This is a genomic window from Enterococcus ureasiticus (assembly GCF_001730285.1).
Classification (GTDB): domain Bacteria; phylum Bacillota; class Bacilli; order Lactobacillales; family Enterococcaceae; genus Enterococcus_L; species Enterococcus_L ureasiticus.
Genome location: NZ_MIJZ01000013.1, coordinates 318,691 through 333,051 on the forward strand (window position 1 = coordinate 318,691; position 14,361 = coordinate 333,051).

Sequence of the window (14,361 nt, forward strand, 5' to 3'; positions counted from 1 at the left end):
ACAGTGAAACTCTTCTTTTCGTGAAAAAGAAACATAAAAAAATCAGTAACCATTATGATCACTGATTTCTTCCTTTAATTTTTAATTTTGCCTTCATTACTATGTTTATATCCATAAGCAAAATAAATAACAAACCCTAAAACCAATGCTATCGCGAAAGCTTTCCAAGTTGCCGCTTGTAATTGCACCATCAAACCAATACTTACGATGACAAGCAAAATTGGGACAAACGGGACAAAAGGAATTTTAAATTCCCCTGGCTTAGGATCGCCTGCTACTTTTCTCAGACGAATAATGCCAATCGCCATCACGATCAAATACATCAAGGTCACAATATTCGTCAACTCAGCCAAAAGCTCCATTGGAACGAGACCTGCAAAAATCATTGTACAAGCACCTGCGACATACGTTGCATTTTTCGGTGTGCGATTTTTTTCATCGATCTTACTCATAAATTTCGGCAGTAAACCATCTTTACTGATGGCATAAATAATTCTAGCTAAACTATACATCATCGAAATCGTCACAGTTAAAAGCGTTAAAATTGCCCCAACCGAAATCACTCCAGCCACACCATCACGCTGTACAAAACGCATCGCAAATGCCACTGGATCTTTCACGCCAAGCGCATCAAACGGTACGATTCCTGTTAAAATCAATGTTACGATCACGTATAAAATAGTGGCTATGATGATCGAACCTATAATTCCTTTTGGGATATCTTTTTGCGGATTTTTCACTTCTTCCGCTGTCATACTGACTGCATCAAACCCTAAAAAGGCAAAGAAAACGACAGCAGCACCACTGAAAACGCCTGAAAAGCCAAACGGCATAAATGGCTGCCAATTACTTGGTTTTACATAAAAAATACCGACAACTAAGAAGAGTGCAATGATCCCAAACTTCACAAAAACCATCACATTATTCAAACGTAAGGCGGTTTTAGCTTCTAACGATACCCAAAAAGTAACCGCTAAAAGAACCAGCATTGCAATCAAATCAACATATGTCCCATTCGCTGGATTATAGGCACCACTCAATGCTTTAGGTAAATCCACACCAAGACTAGTTAAAAATCCATGCACATAACCGGACCATCCTGAAGCGACAGACGAAACAGCTAGAAAGAACTCACAAATCACCAGCCAGCCTGTCATCCAAGCAACCAATTCTCCAAACACCACATACATATATGCATAAGGCCCACCAATTGCTGGAATTCTTGATGCAAACTCTGCATAGCATAAGCCTGCTAAAACAATGGCTCCTGCCGCAACTAAAAACGAAAGAGATAACGCAGGTCCAGCGTATTGTTCAGCCGCAACACCTGTTACGACAAAAATTCCTGTTCCAACAATTGCACCGATCCCGAGCATGATCAGGTCCATTGTTTTTAAATCTTTTTTCATTGAACTTGGCTCACTTGAGACCGCCGTAAGTTCTTTTTTACGAAACATTGACATTTCTTTTCCTCCAATAAAACAATCCGTTTTCTAGTCTTAATAATTATAAAATTTCCTCATGAAAATAAGCGTAAATATGACATTTACGCTTTCATATACCCTAAAAGAATACCACCTAAAATAACGAATAAGCAACCAATTATGACATATCTCATTTCTTTTTTAGACTTGCGCTCACCAAGTAAGTAAATTCCACCTAAAGTTGAAATGATGATTCCCATTTGAGACAAAGAGAAGCTGATTGCCAAACCAATTTGACGCATCGTCAGCAACATGCAAATATTCCCTAGTCCCCATAGAAGTCCGCAGCTCATATTTCGCCAAACATAACGATCCAGTTTAACCTTTTTAAAAGCAAAGAGACTCGCACCAACCAACATTCCGATACTTTGAGGTAAAATAATCCCCGTCGGATCAAGTCCAGCCACATTGATTATGATCGTATAGCCCCCGTAACCGACCGTTGAAACGACTAATGCACGTAACCCTTTGTTAAAATCAAACATCTTATTGGTTGTTTTCACACCACTGTTATCATCTTGCCGAGCCGTCAAATAAGCACCCAACACCAATAAACCAAGGGCAATAAACCCTAAAATAAAATCTCTACTGCCTTTCCATTCATGGAAAAATACAGCGCCAGCAATCGTATTGACGATCAACTGCATTCCAGTTGAGACAGGTAATCCTACAGATACACCTAAATATTTCATGCCGTGAAATTGTTGATTTTGCCCAACACTCCAGAATAGCCCTGACAAAATACCAATTACGATCATATGGACACTGATTGTCGGCTGGACAATTAAAAAGACAATTACCGAAAAGAACAAGGCACCAATAGTCATGCCAAGTGTCTGTTGATTCGCACTACCGCCCATTTTACCGCTGACAAGACCAATACTGCCCCAAGCAAACATCGGTATCAACGCTACTAATATCTCCATAATATGCTCCTATCAAAAGTATGATAAGTTAAGTCTAACAATAAAAGTGTTTGCTATACAACTATAAGATAGGGAAAAATTTGATAGAATTTTTCTCATTTTTTGAAGATACAAAACTTTTATTTTATTGACATTTAGCTTTACTCTTCTTTTAGGAATTACTTTTTCTATTTAACATTAACATTGTCTTAGCTACAACTATCGCAATCAGCCCAAAAACGTATATCAAAGTGGATCACAATGAAAACACATTACATGTATTCTTCATATAATTTATCTGTCTTTTACTCCTGTTAAACACTTTATTATAAAGTGGATTTATCAGAATAGTATCTTATCGTTTTATTGTTTAGTTTTGCATACTCAATTTCTTTTTTTGTACTTTCTCCAATATATCCGTCAACATCAATTACAAAAATCCCATCAGATATAGCTATTTTTTTATAATGTATCCTCCCTAATAACCAAGCTTCTTCTTTTGTAATTCCAACTCCTTCACCTTGTTCAAAAAAGAATGGACTAATCACTGCAAAACCCATTCGTGTTAGCATTTCCTCTGTTTGTCTAAATTCCTTCATAAACTTTATCGGACCACATAACGTTATTACTTTTATATTATTCATTCTTATAGATTCTCTTTCTAATCGATTTTAGTAAACTTTTCAGCTAATATATTAGCTTGCAAAGCACACTAGATAAATTTAATTGTATTGCTAAAAGTACAATAATTTCAAGAATTTTTCTTCAAAAGCCTATTTCATAGAAAAATGGTATGATTAAATTGAACAGAGAGATACGCACTAACATAATTTTCTTACATAAAACCGTTATCTGGACAAAGATATCAACAGTTCCCTTTTTTGTTGTTTTAAACATATCAACAATCAACTGAATTAAAACAACGGTAAACAGATCCAAGCTTAAAATCAACTTTAGTGTTTTTAGTGTTTGTATAATTAAATTAAGCAAAGACCATTAACTCAATAAACTAAATAAAATTTTCTAGCATTCTTTTTTTAAATTTATCTCTAGACATTTTAGCTATCCTTACCACGTTTCTTCCATCCTACCTTTGATTCATTTACTAATTCACTTATAAAAAGCTTATTTTATTAAGAAAGATGGTTTAATAAAATAGGCTGCTTTAAATTCTGTTCTAGAAGATTTCACAATTAGCAGGCAACTAGCAATTACTAGATTCACTAACATGTATAAAATAAGCAAATAAAATTTGACTTGAATCTGTAAAATAGGTTCATCATTAAATTGAAATAGTGCATTCATTGTTTTTAGTGTGTATAAAGAAGGGATTGTTATTGCTGAAATCATCACGAGATAAAGGTATGTTAGGATAAAACCTATTTTAGTTTTAAATAGTAGCAAAACCAATATTACCAAGTCGATAAATACTAATACAGAAAATAGTGGCTGAATTAAAAAGCCGTCAGTGAAGGGATTATACTCCAACCTGAAATAATTTACTAGAGTGATTCCTATAAGGTATATACCTGCTATTCTCCATATTTTATTTGTTGTAAAAAGATTTTTCATGATTTCTCCTTTTTTGTTTATCAAATTTAGATTTTGAAAATATGATTTTCTTTTTTTATTGATGAAAATCATAACGTTTTATCACTGGAATAGATTATTCTCCGTGAACATTTTTAGATTGGATATTGGCAGTATCAAGGTTTAACAGTTGTTGAATGGTTGAGGAAGAGCTTTTTAGTTTTTCAAAAGTACTGTTTGCTAAACTATTTCCCAGCACCGTTGTCCCAGAAGAAAACGTCACAGTTTTGGAGAGTGTTGATTTATCGTTGGCTTGACCAATCTTGGTGGCCTGATTTTGAATTTCCCCAGCATTGATATCAATCATTTTTTTCAACCCTAAATCCAATTATATATTATTAAAAGAAAACAAGTAAATAACATTTTTTAAATACTTAGTACATATTTTAAAGATTCTCATTCCCATAGTTTTTTCAAAAAAAAAAACGGCTAAGACTGCTGTTACGCTTATCTTGCCGTTGATTTTCATATTAAATAAAAGTAAGTTTTTTGTATATTTAATGTTGAGTCTATCGATTACCTAACATTTTCCAAATTAAATCAGAAAGAAAGCTACTTGCAAAATTACTAAACACATCCGAGGTAAATTCTGGTAAATATTTTTTCAACAGATCTGTTACTCTGCCTCGATTTTTTGAAGATGTCTCCACTAATAATTCTGTGCAGGCTAGAAATTCTTGACTATCTTGAGGTAACTTAGTCAGCGTTTCTTTTATTTCGGTATAAAACTTCTCCCAGTCTATTTGGGCATCGTCTGATGAATAGTCAACTTTGTTATTGCTCCCAAATATAAAGGGGGAGTTATTAAAATGATTATTTTTAATTTCCATAATCTACTCCATTATTATTGCCAAACATAATTGGACTATTTGAGATATCACACTGATCCATATTAATGACTATCCGTTCGCTATTAGTATTGTTGATGCAATACTCAATAACTTCTCTTATGTAGTTGGCAAATTGTGGATCTGCACAAGCAATGATATATCTGTTCCCAGAATTCAAATGAATGTACATGTCTTCCCCTCTACTATCATTCGCTTTCTTTATTTGGTAGATAATTGCACCTGAAACTACTAGTCCTAAAATACTAACTACCGTGAGACTTTTTAAAAGAAATAGGAATATGATAAAAGCAACAACTGGTTTAGTCATACTTTTACTTGGTGGCGTATGAAGAGATATTTGTGCAATACTACTGATTTGCAATGTCGTTCGATTAAATTGAATTGAGTTCTTTTCAATTAAGATCTCGCTTGTTTCAATTCTTTGATTATTTAAATCATTATTTTCTGTATTCATTTAACTTCTCCTTTTGTATATTAATCACAACTTATTGATTATAACTTATTTCTTTCTCTATGTAAATAAATTTCAAACTATGTACATGATAATAAGTATAAAAAATTTTTTTTATTTTTCCTTATATATAAGGGGCAGATTTTTCGTGTTATTTAATACGGTTTACGAAGAAAATTATGTTGCATAAGTCGATGCGTACATTCAAAAGCGCTGAAGCACGAAATTCAGCGCTTCAAAAAAAGGAGAGAACTATTATGAAAAAAGAGCTACATAATCTAAAAGCAATCCCCTATCAAGATATTACTGATTTACAAGATTTACTAGACCATTTATACTCTTGGCAAGAACCACTTGCCGTATTAGATCATTTCTTCCAATTCCGAACAGGTCCAATCAACAAGAAAAAAGTCATCAAAGAATACTACGCAAGCGGTCATTTATTCCACGCTTTTTTCACAGAATTTATCCGTTTGATGGAAGCTGAACAAACCAAAGTCGAAAAGCTAAATCGTGAAAGAAAAGTACTTACTCACCTTACTGACAAGTAAAAAAAGAGTGTTGGGAAATAAATCAATTATTTCTCAACACGCCTATTATCTTCGTTCATTAAAATAACTCAAAAAGGGAAACAACAGCTTCATCGTTGTGCCTTCGCCTTCAACGGATTCCATCGTCAATTGATGGCCTAATTTATCCGCAAGACTTTTTGCCAAATATAACCCTAACCCTGTTGAATGCTGTTCACTGGTCCGACCGTTTTCTCCTGTAAATCCTTTGTCAAAAATACGGCGCTGATCTTCTTTAGGAATACCGATTCCAGTATCTTTTAAAGATAACCAAGCCCCTTCTTTTGTACGTGAAAGGATAACCGTGATTTCACCGCCAGCAGGAGTATACTTGATTGCATTACTGACCAGTTGTTTAAATATAAACGCAACCCACTTCGCATCAGTTAAGATCATTTGATCGTTTCCTTCAATAGAAAAGCGCAGATTCTTTTGAATAAAGTAATTTCCCTGTGTCCGAATCACAGATTGAACAATTTCTTTTAGTGAATATTCCTGAATCAAATAATCTCTAGAAAAACTATCCAATCGAGCATAATAAAGCACTTGTTCTACATATTCATCGATTTTTCCTAGCTCATTTTCGACTAAATAATATTTCTTTTCAGGAATATCATCTTCGATCGATTGTAAAATCAAATTGACAGCGGCTAAAGGAACTTTGATTTCATGGACCCATGAATCGATGTAATCTTTTTGATCCTGTTGATTATTGATTGCTTGCTGCATGATTTGCTGATGCTCAACCAACAAGCCATTGATATAGTTTTGAACTAATGTTTCTTCTGCCTTTGAAGCCTCACTTAGATAATGTTCCAAAGAAGGCGGGTGTTCTGAAATATCCAAAGAACGCCACCAGCGTTTTTTTAATGAATAATCGATTGCCATAAAAAGTAGTAAAAATAATCCTTGTAATAATACCAAATAACCAATCACCGATAGATTCACGACCATGTCTGGAGATAGCCATAAAATAAAGCACGTTACACCGATAAAAAATAGCCAGCCAATCAACAGAAGCCAATGATCTTTTAAATACTTACCAATTGTCATTTTCTTCTCCTATTCTATGGTACGATGTAGCCTTGTCCCACTTTTGTTTCGATATACCCTTCAAGACCTGCTTGCTCGATTTTTTTTCTCAAACGATTGATATTGACGGTCAAGGTATTATCATCTACAAAACGCTCATCTTCCCACAACGCGCGTAACAATTTCTCTCTTGTTAAAATTTTCCCGTGTTTCTTGATCAAAATATACAGCAGGCGATATTCATTTTTGCTTAAATCGATCACTTCGCCATTGATTTCCATACTGCCATTATCAACATTTAACGTGATTCCGTTATGTGACATGACCTCACTGCCGACCTCAGAATAATTATATGAACGACGCAGCAATGCATTGATTTTTGCGATCAATACGTCGATTTGAAATGGTTTTGTGACAAAATCATCCGCACCCATATTCATCGCCATAATCATATCCATATTCGTATTTCGACTAGAAATGAAAATAATCGGAATTTTAGAAATTTCACGGATTTTCTGACACCAATAATAGCCGTCAAAAACGGGAAGATTGATATCCAACAACACCAATTGAGGATCCTCTCGTTGAAAATCTTCTAAAACATTATTAAAGTCTGTCGTTCCAAATGTATCAAACTGCCATTTCTGCAATTCCTCGCTGATTAGCTCACGAATTGTTGTCTCATCTTCTATGATCATGATTTTTGCCATTATTTACCTCCAGCTGTTTCTTTCTATTGTACCTTATCAGAAAAACTTCGTCATTCATATAGGACTTTTAGCCGAGATTTTAAAAGAAAAAAAAGAATACAGTTACGCTAAAAACCCTTTTCTTCATTCTTTCAAACTTTACTCCAAACCAGCAACTCCGCTATCAGATATCGCTTTTCCAATAAACAAAAAGACTCCATCTAAAAGTAAAATAGTCATATTCACACCAAAAAAGATCGATAGTTTTTCAATTCCTTGGATCTTTTCTTTTGTTCTAAGAATTAGATATAAAATAAAATTACTACCATATGTAAAAATCGTCAATACCACAACTAGTTCTATCAACATTTTTTTATCCTCGCCACAATTTCCATTTTTTTGTATACTCTTTCATTTTACGCTAATCAAGGTTTTTTTAAAAGGAAGAATTGGTTCTTTACTTATTTAAAAAATAAAAATAGCTTCTATGCTAAAATAGACAATAAATAAAGAGGCTAGGAGAATAAACTATGAACGAATTGATCCAAGAAATTAATGATTTTCGAGATGAACGAAATTGGCGTCCCTATAATACACCAAAAAGTTTAGCTATTTCCATTACTTTAGAAGCTTCTGAGTTGTTAGAGAACTTTCAATGGTGCTCTAGTGAAGAAGCTGTTGCAGCAACTTTTGAAAATATCCAAGAAGAATTAGCTGATGTCCTTATCTATTCACTTATGCTAGCTTCTGATTTGGAATTAGATGTTTCACAAATCATCCAGGAAAAATTGAAGAAAAATGCTTTGAAGTATCCTGTTGTTCAAGAAGAAGCAACAAACGATTCCTCAATATCGAAATAAAAATAGATATCCGCAATCAACATAATTTAATTCGTTAGCGTTGAGCCAATTTTTTATAAAATATCTTCAGGTTGTTAGGATCCACTTAGTGAAAGAGATACTTTACACACAAAAAATGCAATTATCTTGTTATTCATGTAATTTTTTTCCAACCCTTTATTGACCCTAAAAGGGTTTTCCTATAAAATGGAACTTAGATAGAAGCGAATAGGATAAAAAAAAGCACTTCACAATTTAGCTACCAACTAAATCATGAAGCCCTGAACAGTCAGTGAACACCTGACCAATCAAGTTGCTTAAGCCAATAGTTATACATTGACATCTTCCATTTTACTCAATTTTGACAGAAATTTCTAGAGGTTTATACTAGTTTTTTCTGACTTGGATATGTTTATGCTTATTTATTGAGCTTACAATGGCGTTGGATGTGTATCCAACGCCATTTTTTGTGTATTCGTTTCTATCTAAGAGAACCGTTTGTTTACTTTTTAAATCATAATTTATAACAGTCAACCAACCATTGACTAATACTAAACGCTGATCCCAACCAGCCTTTACCCATTCTCCTGGATGATTTAAAGAGTAAACAGCGATTCTTAAAATAATAGTCAATTACTACTCCCAAGTATTCTTTAAGAAAACACAATGATTAAAAATTAACACAACCTTTTTCAGTACTTCCTTTTATATGAATATCATTGTCTGTATTTTCTTTATTGATGACTATTAGGGCTGGAGATAAGCATTGTTGCTTATTTCCAGTTTTTTCTTTTAACTATTCTGAATGACTAACTTTTATTACAGCTTCTTTTTCAAGATAAAGTGACGCTTCATTCACGAAGTTTTTCAAATGCGGAGTTTCATTATGTTTTTCTACTACAGAAGAATTTTGCCAGTTTTCTACAATAATAAATTGATTTGGCTGATCAACTTTTTCAAAATGAGCGTAAAATAAACACCCTTCATCTTGTTGAGATGCATTTACGAGTTCAACTATAAAAGCTAAATAATCCGTTCTTTTCTCTGGTTTGACTTGTAAAAATACATTGATTGTAATCAATAGCCTGCTCCTTTTTTCTTATTTTTTAGGTACTCAGTCAAAATATAGCTTTTTCAGCCGATTCAAATCAGGATTTTTCGTTAAATCAATAAAGAACGAGCTTTGCCATTTTTGTGTAACCATGGCCGTTTTGTTCAATCCTGTTACCCAACTAGGATATACACGCAACGCCATTTTACCTTGATTCTTTCCATTATTTAAAATCTTTTTCTCTGCTAAAATCTCTTTTGGAAGTATGAATTGACCAAGCTTCTCTTGATCAATTATAGTGATTATCAATTTGTCTGGTGCTGAATCAAAGTCATAGGGCTTATTTTTATTTTCCTCATCCTTTTCCCAAAATACGACAAAGTATCCGAGCTTTTTTGGTGTTACTTTTGCTTTTCTACTTCTAAATGATTGCTTACCTAGTATGAATGTTGCTCCTTCATACTCTTTATTTTGTTCTTCCACTTTGAAATCTTCTAAAGGATGATCAATGATTTCTTGAAAAATTCTTGATAGATAATCCATCGATTCCATAACACTACTTCCTCCACATTTTTAAAGATACCTTGATGAATACTACTAAAATGACTACTTTATTGTATCATGCTGTGCAACTGGAAAGAAAGGCTTACAGAAAAGGACAAAAAAAACACAACTAAAAATACTAACTAGTCGTGTTACTTTATAAAAAGACCTCAATAATTCTTTTATTTTTCTTCATCGAGATCCTATGTAAGAATAAACCTGTCTATTAGATAATTCTTTGAGAAATAGACCAAGTTTCGTATTCAGGCATATCAAAAATGTATTTTTCTCTATGTGTTTTCTTGTATTCTTTCTCAATTAAGCGAATCGTATCAATCGCTGTATCGTTTTCCAATGCGTATCCATTAAAAATATAAAAAATGACCAACGTACATTTCTCATCTATAGCCATCAACTTTGGTAACACCGAAGCTAATGATGTACCATTAATTTTTTCAACTAGTTGATTTGCTTCTTTTGATAAAGCATCATAATAATCGATAAATTCCTGATCGATATCGATTGTTTGATCTACTTTTTCAATATATTCTTTTAACTGAATATTCCATAAAAATGCATCCAAATTATCTCCTCCTATCTTACAACCACTCCAAAAAGCTCGCCTTTAGAATGTACTTAGTTTATTCATTTCATATTCCTTATTAAATATCTCTTATTTAAGATAGCACAAGCGACCTGCTTTTTTCCATTAAAACGTTCATTTTATTTGTATAAATGAAGCATATTATTATTTTGTTCTATTTTTTTGATAATATTGATTGATATACAGATCGATTTCACGTAATTGAATAGATTCAATATGTTGGTTTTTTATAAAATAAAAACTTCTCTGATACTCTTGACCTAAAGAATGCCATTTTATTTTTTCTGTCAATGCACGTTTAGATAGGATCGATTGACCGATTCCTTGCTCCAAAAACCTGACGATCATCTCATTATTTTTAATAATCATTTTATTTGGGGTTAAATTATGTTCTAAAAAATAGCGTTCTGTATAATGGAAAACGCCGGAATTTTCTTCTCGAACTAACCATAGATCCTCTGAAGAATCACCAGCATGAACTAATTCTTCAGATAAAATCTCTTGACGGATAATCGTATCTGTAATTAAAGGCTTCTCAATGAATCCGAAATGGGCTTGATGTTTCTCGATTTTATCTAATACTTGTTCCGAATTATCCATCGCTAAAACAAAGGACACTTCGGGAAATTGCTGACTCAACTGCGCCATCAATTCTGGCAAATAATACACTGCAAATGTATTCGAAGAAACAATTTGACATGTTTCTCTAGGTGTTGTCTGTATTCGTAACGCTTTTAAGGTATCCTCCCAGTCATCTGATAAATTAAGCAAATGACGGTATAAAATATCGGCTTGTTTAGTCGTAAGAATTTCTTGTCGTCCATTGCGAACAAATAACTGAATATCCAGATCTTCTTCTAACTGCTTGATCTGGTTAGAAACAGCTGGTTGGGAAATAAATAAGTAATCTGCCGCTTTGGAAAAATTTTTTGTTTCATAAACAATGCGAAATGTTTTCAGTAATTTAAACATAGAGACCCTTTCCATTCGTTTTTGTTATAGATATCATTTTAACTATTTATTTCTCAAATGCAAGTTATTTCGTTATACTAGATTTATAGATAAACAAAGAAAGAAGATGAATGATTTAGTGGAAAACAATAATTCAAAACACTCTTATTTAACCAAGACCATGGTCATTTTACCTGGATTGATTACGGCTTTTATCGTAGCAGTTATTAGTAAAATCGCAGCTATTTGGCTACCGACTTTAGGCGCTGCAACGATTGCTATTTTATTAGGGATTTTGCTGGGCAACACTTTTTTGAAAAACCCAGTTTTAGAAAAAGGAACGAAAGTTGCAGAAGGCAAACTCTTAGAATTTTCGGTCGTGTTATTAGGTGCGACTGTTACCTTTCAAACAATCGCCCAAATTGGTATTCCTGGCGGTATCTTTATTCTTTTACAGATGAGTTTGACGATCGTTGCCTCTTATATACTTGGTAAAAAGATGCAGTTTTCAGATAATATGTCTTTGCTGATGGCTGGTGGAAATGCGGTCTGCGGTTCATCTGCGGTTGCATCGATTGCCCCTACTATCAATGCAAAAGAAGAAGAAAAAGGTCAGATCATCACATTGGTCAATTTACTAGGAACGATTCTAATGTTGTTGTTACCTATCATCGGCTCTCTTCTTTACGGCAGTAACATTCTAACCAAAAGTGCCTTGATTGGTGGAATTTTGCAGTCTGTGGGACAAGTCGTAGCAAGTGCCAGTATGGTCAACGGAGACGTTGTAGAGCTTGCTATGCTATTTAAAATCATGCGTATCATGTTGCTTGTGGTCGTTGTTTACTTTTTTGGTAGATTTAAACACCAAAGATCTGCGGTCACTTCTGATGTAGAAGTAACACCTAAGAAAAAGAACTCTGCTTTACCCTGGTATGTGGTGGGATTTGTTTTATTTTGTGTGATCAATAGTCTAGTTCATTTACCAGCACAACTAAGTGAAACGGCTCATTTCTTTAGTGGGTGGTTTGAAATTACCGCATTGGCTGCGATTGGCTTACGCTTAGATTTCCAAAAATTCTTCAAAGAAGGAAAACGTTTCTTGATTTATGGATTATCTGTTGGCGTTATTCAAGTTATTTTGGCTATCACGCTGATTTCTTTATTGGGAATTTAATTAAACATAAGCAAAAAAAGGGCACTCGAATTTTCGCTGAGTGCCCTTTTTTTCTAATTTTATTTATCTGTTTTTTGCCCATCATCTGCATGAGATTTAAACCCGACATAGGATTTATTTCCACTTAAATTAAGTACAAACAATACAATAACGAGTGATAAAATCGATACGGATAATAATAATGTTTGGACTGCATCACCATGCAACACCATTAACTGTCTTAAAATGGCCGTAATACAAATCAGAATCAAATATCTGATTGGAATATGATGACCTTCTTGAATATAGCGGATGACCATCATAATAAACTCAAATAACATGAAAAATGCCACAACTTCCTGCATCACAATCGATAAATTTTTAGGTGTCATTGGTTTGTTGATAAAGGTACCAATATCAATCAATTGACGGATCATAAAAATCAAAATAAGTACGGCAAGTATTCCTAAAACAATATCTAACGCCCAATTAACGTATTTTTTCATTATGCCAAATCTCTGTTCCTCTTTCATTTTTTTCTCCCTTCGTTTCAATGCAGTTGCATCAGTCTATCCAAAGACGTTTGCTACTATTCATTATAAGAATAATATAACATTTTTTTTAGATGATGTAAAAATCTAAACCTGGAAGAAAACCACATATGTCAATCACTTGGGCTCCTTTTTCACAAAATAACTGTAAAAAGACTGAGTGAAAAATGCAACTAAAGTCTCAATCTTTCATAAATTACTTATGTTATTTTTAAATCAGAAAGTTTGGGGGAATTCATTTATGAACAAAAAATTAGATGCATTTCATTTGAAAGTTATTGCAATTGTTGCTATGTTACTCAACCATATAGGCAGCGGATTTAGGTTATTCGAGTATTCAGACCAGTTATTTTTCTTTACTGAATTTATTGGTAAATTAACTTTTCCTATAATGGCCTATTTATTAGTTGAAGGGTTTCATTATACGCGAAATATAAAAAAATATGCTGCTCGACTGGCGTTTTTCTGGATCATTTCGATTTATCCTTTTCATCTCTTGCATAGTTCCAATACGCCTTTTAGCCCGACAGAACTAGTAAATAATATTTTCTTTACGTTATTGATGGGACTTATTTTGATTACTTTATATGGAAAAACTAAAAATATTATTCTTCATATACTGTTAGTAATTGCCTTTTCTTTTGCCACTATTCTATCCGATTGGAATTTATTGGGCGTCTTGATGATTTTTGGGTTCTATCGTATTCAAAATGCAGACTTAAAGAAAATTGTTCCGCCAGTTTATACCGTGCTAATCTTTTTGTCATTGATGGTGATTGTTTACTTAGTTGCTCCTGGTAGCGTACCATGGTATGAACTGATTGCTCCTTTAGGAATTCTCGGCACTATTCCATTACTCTTAAATTACAATGGTCAACGCGGCTATTCTCCAAATTGGGTCAAATGGGGCTTCTATTTATTCTATCCACTGCACATGATCGTGCTGATCTTAATACGTGGAATGATGTAAACTTTTATCTGTGTTAGAATCATCATAGTGTTCAAATCATTGTGGCTCCAATGATCTGAACACTATGATATTTTTTTATTAGTAATTAACACCTTAAATTAAATTAGTCTTTTTATCCGAAAAAAACA

19 protein-coding genes are annotated in these 14,361 nt (G+C 33.4%); 4 read left to right on the forward strand and 15 right to left on the reverse strand.

From position 1 onward, the window contains the following. Nucleotides 1-74: 74 nt before the first annotated feature. From BCR21_RS09920 to BCR21_RS09950, 6 genes are all read right to left on the reverse strand, one after another. Entirely contained in the window at nt 75-1,463 is a 1,389-nt protein-coding gene (locus tag BCR21_RS09920) for an amino acid permease (protein WP_069646305.1), read from the reverse strand. Between the two features lie 83 nt (nt 1,464-1,546). Continuing rightward, nucleotides 1,547-2,410 (reverse strand): GRP family sugar transporter, encoded by an 864-nt coding sequence (locus BCR21_RS09925; protein WP_069646306.1) that lies wholly within the window; start codon nt 2,408-2,410, stop codon nt 1,547-1,549. Between the two features lie 305 nt (nt 2,411-2,715). Next, on the reverse strand, nt 2,716-3,033 hold the full coding sequence (locus BCR21_RS09930) for a hypothetical protein (RefSeq protein ID WP_205684841.1): 318 nt from the start codon (nt 3,031-3,033) through the stop codon (nt 2,716-2,718). 1,022 nt (nt 3,034-4,055) lie between these two features. After that, on the reverse strand, nt 4,056-4,286 hold the full coding sequence (locus BCR21_RS09940; RefSeq protein WP_069646308.1) for a TIGR04197 family type VII secretion effector: 231 nt from the start codon (nt 4,284-4,286) through the stop codon (nt 4,056-4,058). Nucleotides 4,287-4,488: 202 nt separating this feature from the next. Next, nucleotides 4,489-4,809 carry a hypothetical protein gene (locus tag BCR21_RS09945; protein ID WP_069646309.1) on the reverse strand — a complete coding sequence of 107 codons (321 nt, stop codon included), beginning with the start codon at nt 4,807-4,809 and terminating at the stop codon, nt 4,489-4,491. Continuing rightward, nucleotides 4,799-5,284 carry a hypothetical protein gene (locus tag BCR21_RS09950; protein ID WP_069646310.1) on the reverse strand — a complete coding sequence of 162 codons (486 nt, stop codon included), beginning with the start codon at nt 5,282-5,284 and terminating at the stop codon, nt 4,799-4,801. The genes BCR21_RS09945 and BCR21_RS09950 overlap by 11 nt, the downstream gene beginning before the upstream one ends. Nucleotides 5,285-5,538: 254 nt before the next feature. Between BCR21_RS09950 and BCR21_RS09955 the strand changes: the two genes are divergently transcribed. Continuing rightward, a complete protein-coding gene (locus BCR21_RS09955) occupies nt 5,539-5,832 on the forward strand; it encodes a hypothetical protein (RefSeq protein ID WP_069646311.1) in 294 nt (97 codons plus the stop codon). 45 nt (nt 5,833-5,877) lie between these two features. Here the strand turns inward: BCR21_RS09955 and sapS are convergent, their stop codons facing one another. The 3 genes from sapS to BCR21_RS09970 all read right to left on the reverse strand — a co-directional run bounded on the left by sapS (nt 5,878) and on the right by BCR21_RS09970 (nt 7,940). Then, nucleotides 5,878-6,903, reverse strand: a complete 1,026-nt coding sequence (sapS, locus tag BCR21_RS09960; RefSeq protein WP_069646312.1) for a two-component system sensor histidine kinase SapS — start codon at nt 6,901-6,903, stop codon at nt 5,878-5,880. A 14-nt stretch (nt 6,904-6,917) separates the two neighbouring features. Further along, a complete protein-coding gene (gene sapR, locus BCR21_RS09965) occupies nt 6,918-7,592 on the reverse strand; it encodes a two-component system response regulator SapR (protein ID WP_069646313.1) in 675 nt (224 codons plus the stop codon). A 138-nt stretch (nt 7,593-7,730) separates the two neighbouring features. Then, nucleotides 7,731-7,940: a hypothetical protein gene (locus BCR21_RS09970; RefSeq protein ID WP_069646314.1), complete on the reverse strand. Its 210-nt coding sequence runs from the start codon at nt 7,938-7,940 to the stop codon at nt 7,731-7,733. A 161-nt stretch (nt 7,941-8,101) separates the two neighbouring features. On the opposite strand from BCR21_RS09970, the gene BCR21_RS09975 reads away from it, so the two are divergent. Beyond that, complete coding sequence (locus BCR21_RS09975) at nt 8,102-8,431, forward strand: nucleotide pyrophosphohydrolase (RefSeq protein WP_069646315.1); 330 nt, start codon at nt 8,102-8,104, stop codon at nt 8,429-8,431. A 366-nt stretch (nt 8,432-8,797) separates the two neighbouring features. On the opposite strand, the gene BCR21_RS09980 is transcribed toward BCR21_RS09975, so the two are convergent. The 5 genes from BCR21_RS09980 to BCR21_RS10000 all read right to left on the reverse strand — a co-directional run bounded on the left by BCR21_RS09980 (nt 8,798) and on the right by BCR21_RS10000 (nt 11,580). After that, nucleotides 8,798-9,043, reverse strand: coding sequence for a hypothetical protein (locus BCR21_RS09980; protein WP_069646316.1), 246 nt, complete (start codon nt 9,041-9,043; stop codon nt 8,798-8,800). A gap of 163 nt (nt 9,044-9,206) precedes the next feature. Next, on the reverse strand, nt 9,207-9,491 hold the full coding sequence (locus BCR21_RS09985) for a putative quinol monooxygenase (RefSeq protein WP_069646317.1): 285 nt from the start codon (nt 9,489-9,491) through the stop codon (nt 9,207-9,209). A 33-nt stretch (nt 9,492-9,524) separates the two neighbouring features. Beyond that, nucleotides 9,525-10,013, reverse strand: coding sequence for a MepB family protein (locus BCR21_RS09990; protein ID WP_069646318.1), 489 nt, complete (start codon nt 10,011-10,013; stop codon nt 9,525-9,527). 217 nt (nt 10,014-10,230) lie between these two features. Beyond that, the gene (locus tag BCR21_RS09995; RefSeq protein ID WP_069646319.1) at nt 10,231-10,587 is read right to left on the reverse strand and encodes a DUF7006 family protein; all 357 of its coding nucleotides are present in this window, start codon (nt 10,585-10,587) and stop codon (nt 10,231-10,233) included. 165 nt (nt 10,588-10,752) lie between these two features. Continuing rightward, entirely contained in the window at nt 10,753-11,580 is an 828-nt protein-coding gene (locus BCR21_RS10000; protein WP_069646320.1) for a LysR family transcriptional regulator, read from the reverse strand. A 160-nt stretch (nt 11,581-11,740) separates the two neighbouring features. On the opposite strand from BCR21_RS10000, the gene BCR21_RS10005 reads away from it, so the two are divergent. Further along, nucleotides 11,741-12,733: a YeiH family protein gene (locus BCR21_RS10005; protein WP_167351780.1), complete on the forward strand. Its 993-nt coding sequence runs from the start codon at nt 11,741-11,743 to the stop codon at nt 12,731-12,733. 59 nt (nt 12,734-12,792) lie between these two features. On the opposite strand, the gene psiE is transcribed toward BCR21_RS10005, so the two are convergent. After that, on the reverse strand, nt 12,793-13,245 hold the full coding sequence (gene psiE / locus BCR21_RS10010; protein ID WP_069646322.1) for a phosphate-starvation-inducible protein PsiE: 453 nt from the start codon (nt 13,243-13,245) through the stop codon (nt 12,793-12,795). Between the two features lie 259 nt (nt 13,246-13,504). On the opposite strand from psiE, the gene BCR21_RS10015 reads away from it, so the two are divergent. Then, nucleotides 13,505-14,233 (forward strand): TraX family protein, encoded by a 729-nt coding sequence (locus tag BCR21_RS10015; protein ID WP_069646323.1) that lies wholly within the window; start codon nt 13,505-13,507, stop codon nt 14,231-14,233. Nucleotides 14,234-14,361: the final 128 nt, after the last annotated feature.

What these genes read in the sequence shown, in the direction of transcription:
- psiE (WP_069646322.1), bottom strand. Translation starts at nt 13,245, where the DNA reads ATGAAAGAGGAACAGAGATTTGGCATAATGAAAAAATACGTTAATTGG.
- BCR21_RS10015 (WP_069646323.1), top strand. Translation starts at nt 13,505, where the DNA reads ATGAACAAAAAATTAGATGCATTTCATTTGAAAGTTATTGCAATTGTT.
- BCR21_RS09930 (WP_205684841.1), bottom strand. Translation starts at nt 3,033, where the DNA reads ATGAATAATATAAAAGTAATAACGTTATGTGGTCCGATAAAGTTTATG.
- BCR21_RS10000 (WP_069646320.1), bottom strand. Translation starts at nt 11,580, where the DNA reads ATGTTTAAATTACTGAAAACATTTCGCATTGTTTATGAAACAAAAAAT.
- BCR21_RS09925 (WP_069646306.1), bottom strand. Translation starts at nt 2,410, where the DNA reads ATGGAGATATTAGTAGCGTTGATACCGATGTTTGCTTGGGGCAGTATT.
- BCR21_RS09970 (WP_069646314.1), bottom strand. Translation starts at nt 7,940, where the DNA reads ATGTTGATAGAACTAGTTGTGGTATTGACGATTTTTACATATGGTAGT.
- BCR21_RS09950 (WP_069646310.1), bottom strand. Translation starts at nt 5,284, where the DNA reads ATGAATACAGAAAATAATGATTTAAATAATCAAAGAATTGAAACAAGC.
- sapR (WP_069646313.1), bottom strand. Translation starts at nt 7,592, where the DNA reads ATGGCAAAAATCATGATCATAGAAGATGAGACAACAATTCGTGAGCTA.
- BCR21_RS09955 (WP_069646311.1), top strand. Translation starts at nt 5,539, where the DNA reads ATGAAAAAAGAGCTACATAATCTAAAAGCAATCCCCTATCAAGATATT.
- BCR21_RS09945 (WP_069646309.1), bottom strand. Translation starts at nt 4,809, where the DNA reads ATGGAAATTAAAAATAATCATTTTAATAACTCCCCCTTTATATTTGGG.
- sapS (WP_069646312.1), bottom strand. Translation starts at nt 6,903, where the DNA reads ATGACAATTGGTAAGTATTTAAAAGATCATTGGCTTCTGTTGATTGGC.
- BCR21_RS09975 (WP_069646315.1), top strand. Translation starts at nt 8,102, where the DNA reads ATGAACGAATTGATCCAAGAAATTAATGATTTTCGAGATGAACGAAAT.
- BCR21_RS09990 (WP_069646318.1), bottom strand. Translation starts at nt 10,013, where the DNA reads ATGGAATCGATGGATTATCTATCAAGAATTTTTCAAGAAATCATTGAT.
- BCR21_RS10005 (WP_167351780.1), top strand. Translation starts at nt 11,741, where the DNA reads ATGGTCATTTTACCTGGATTGATTACGGCTTTTATCGTAGCAGTTATT.
- BCR21_RS09940 (WP_069646308.1), bottom strand. Translation starts at nt 4,286, where the DNA reads ATGATTGATATCAATGCTGGGGAAATTCAAAATCAGGCCACCAAGATT.
- BCR21_RS09920 (WP_069646305.1), bottom strand. Translation starts at nt 1,463, where the DNA reads ATGTCAATGTTTCGTAAAAAAGAACTTACGGCGGTCTCAAGTGAGCCA.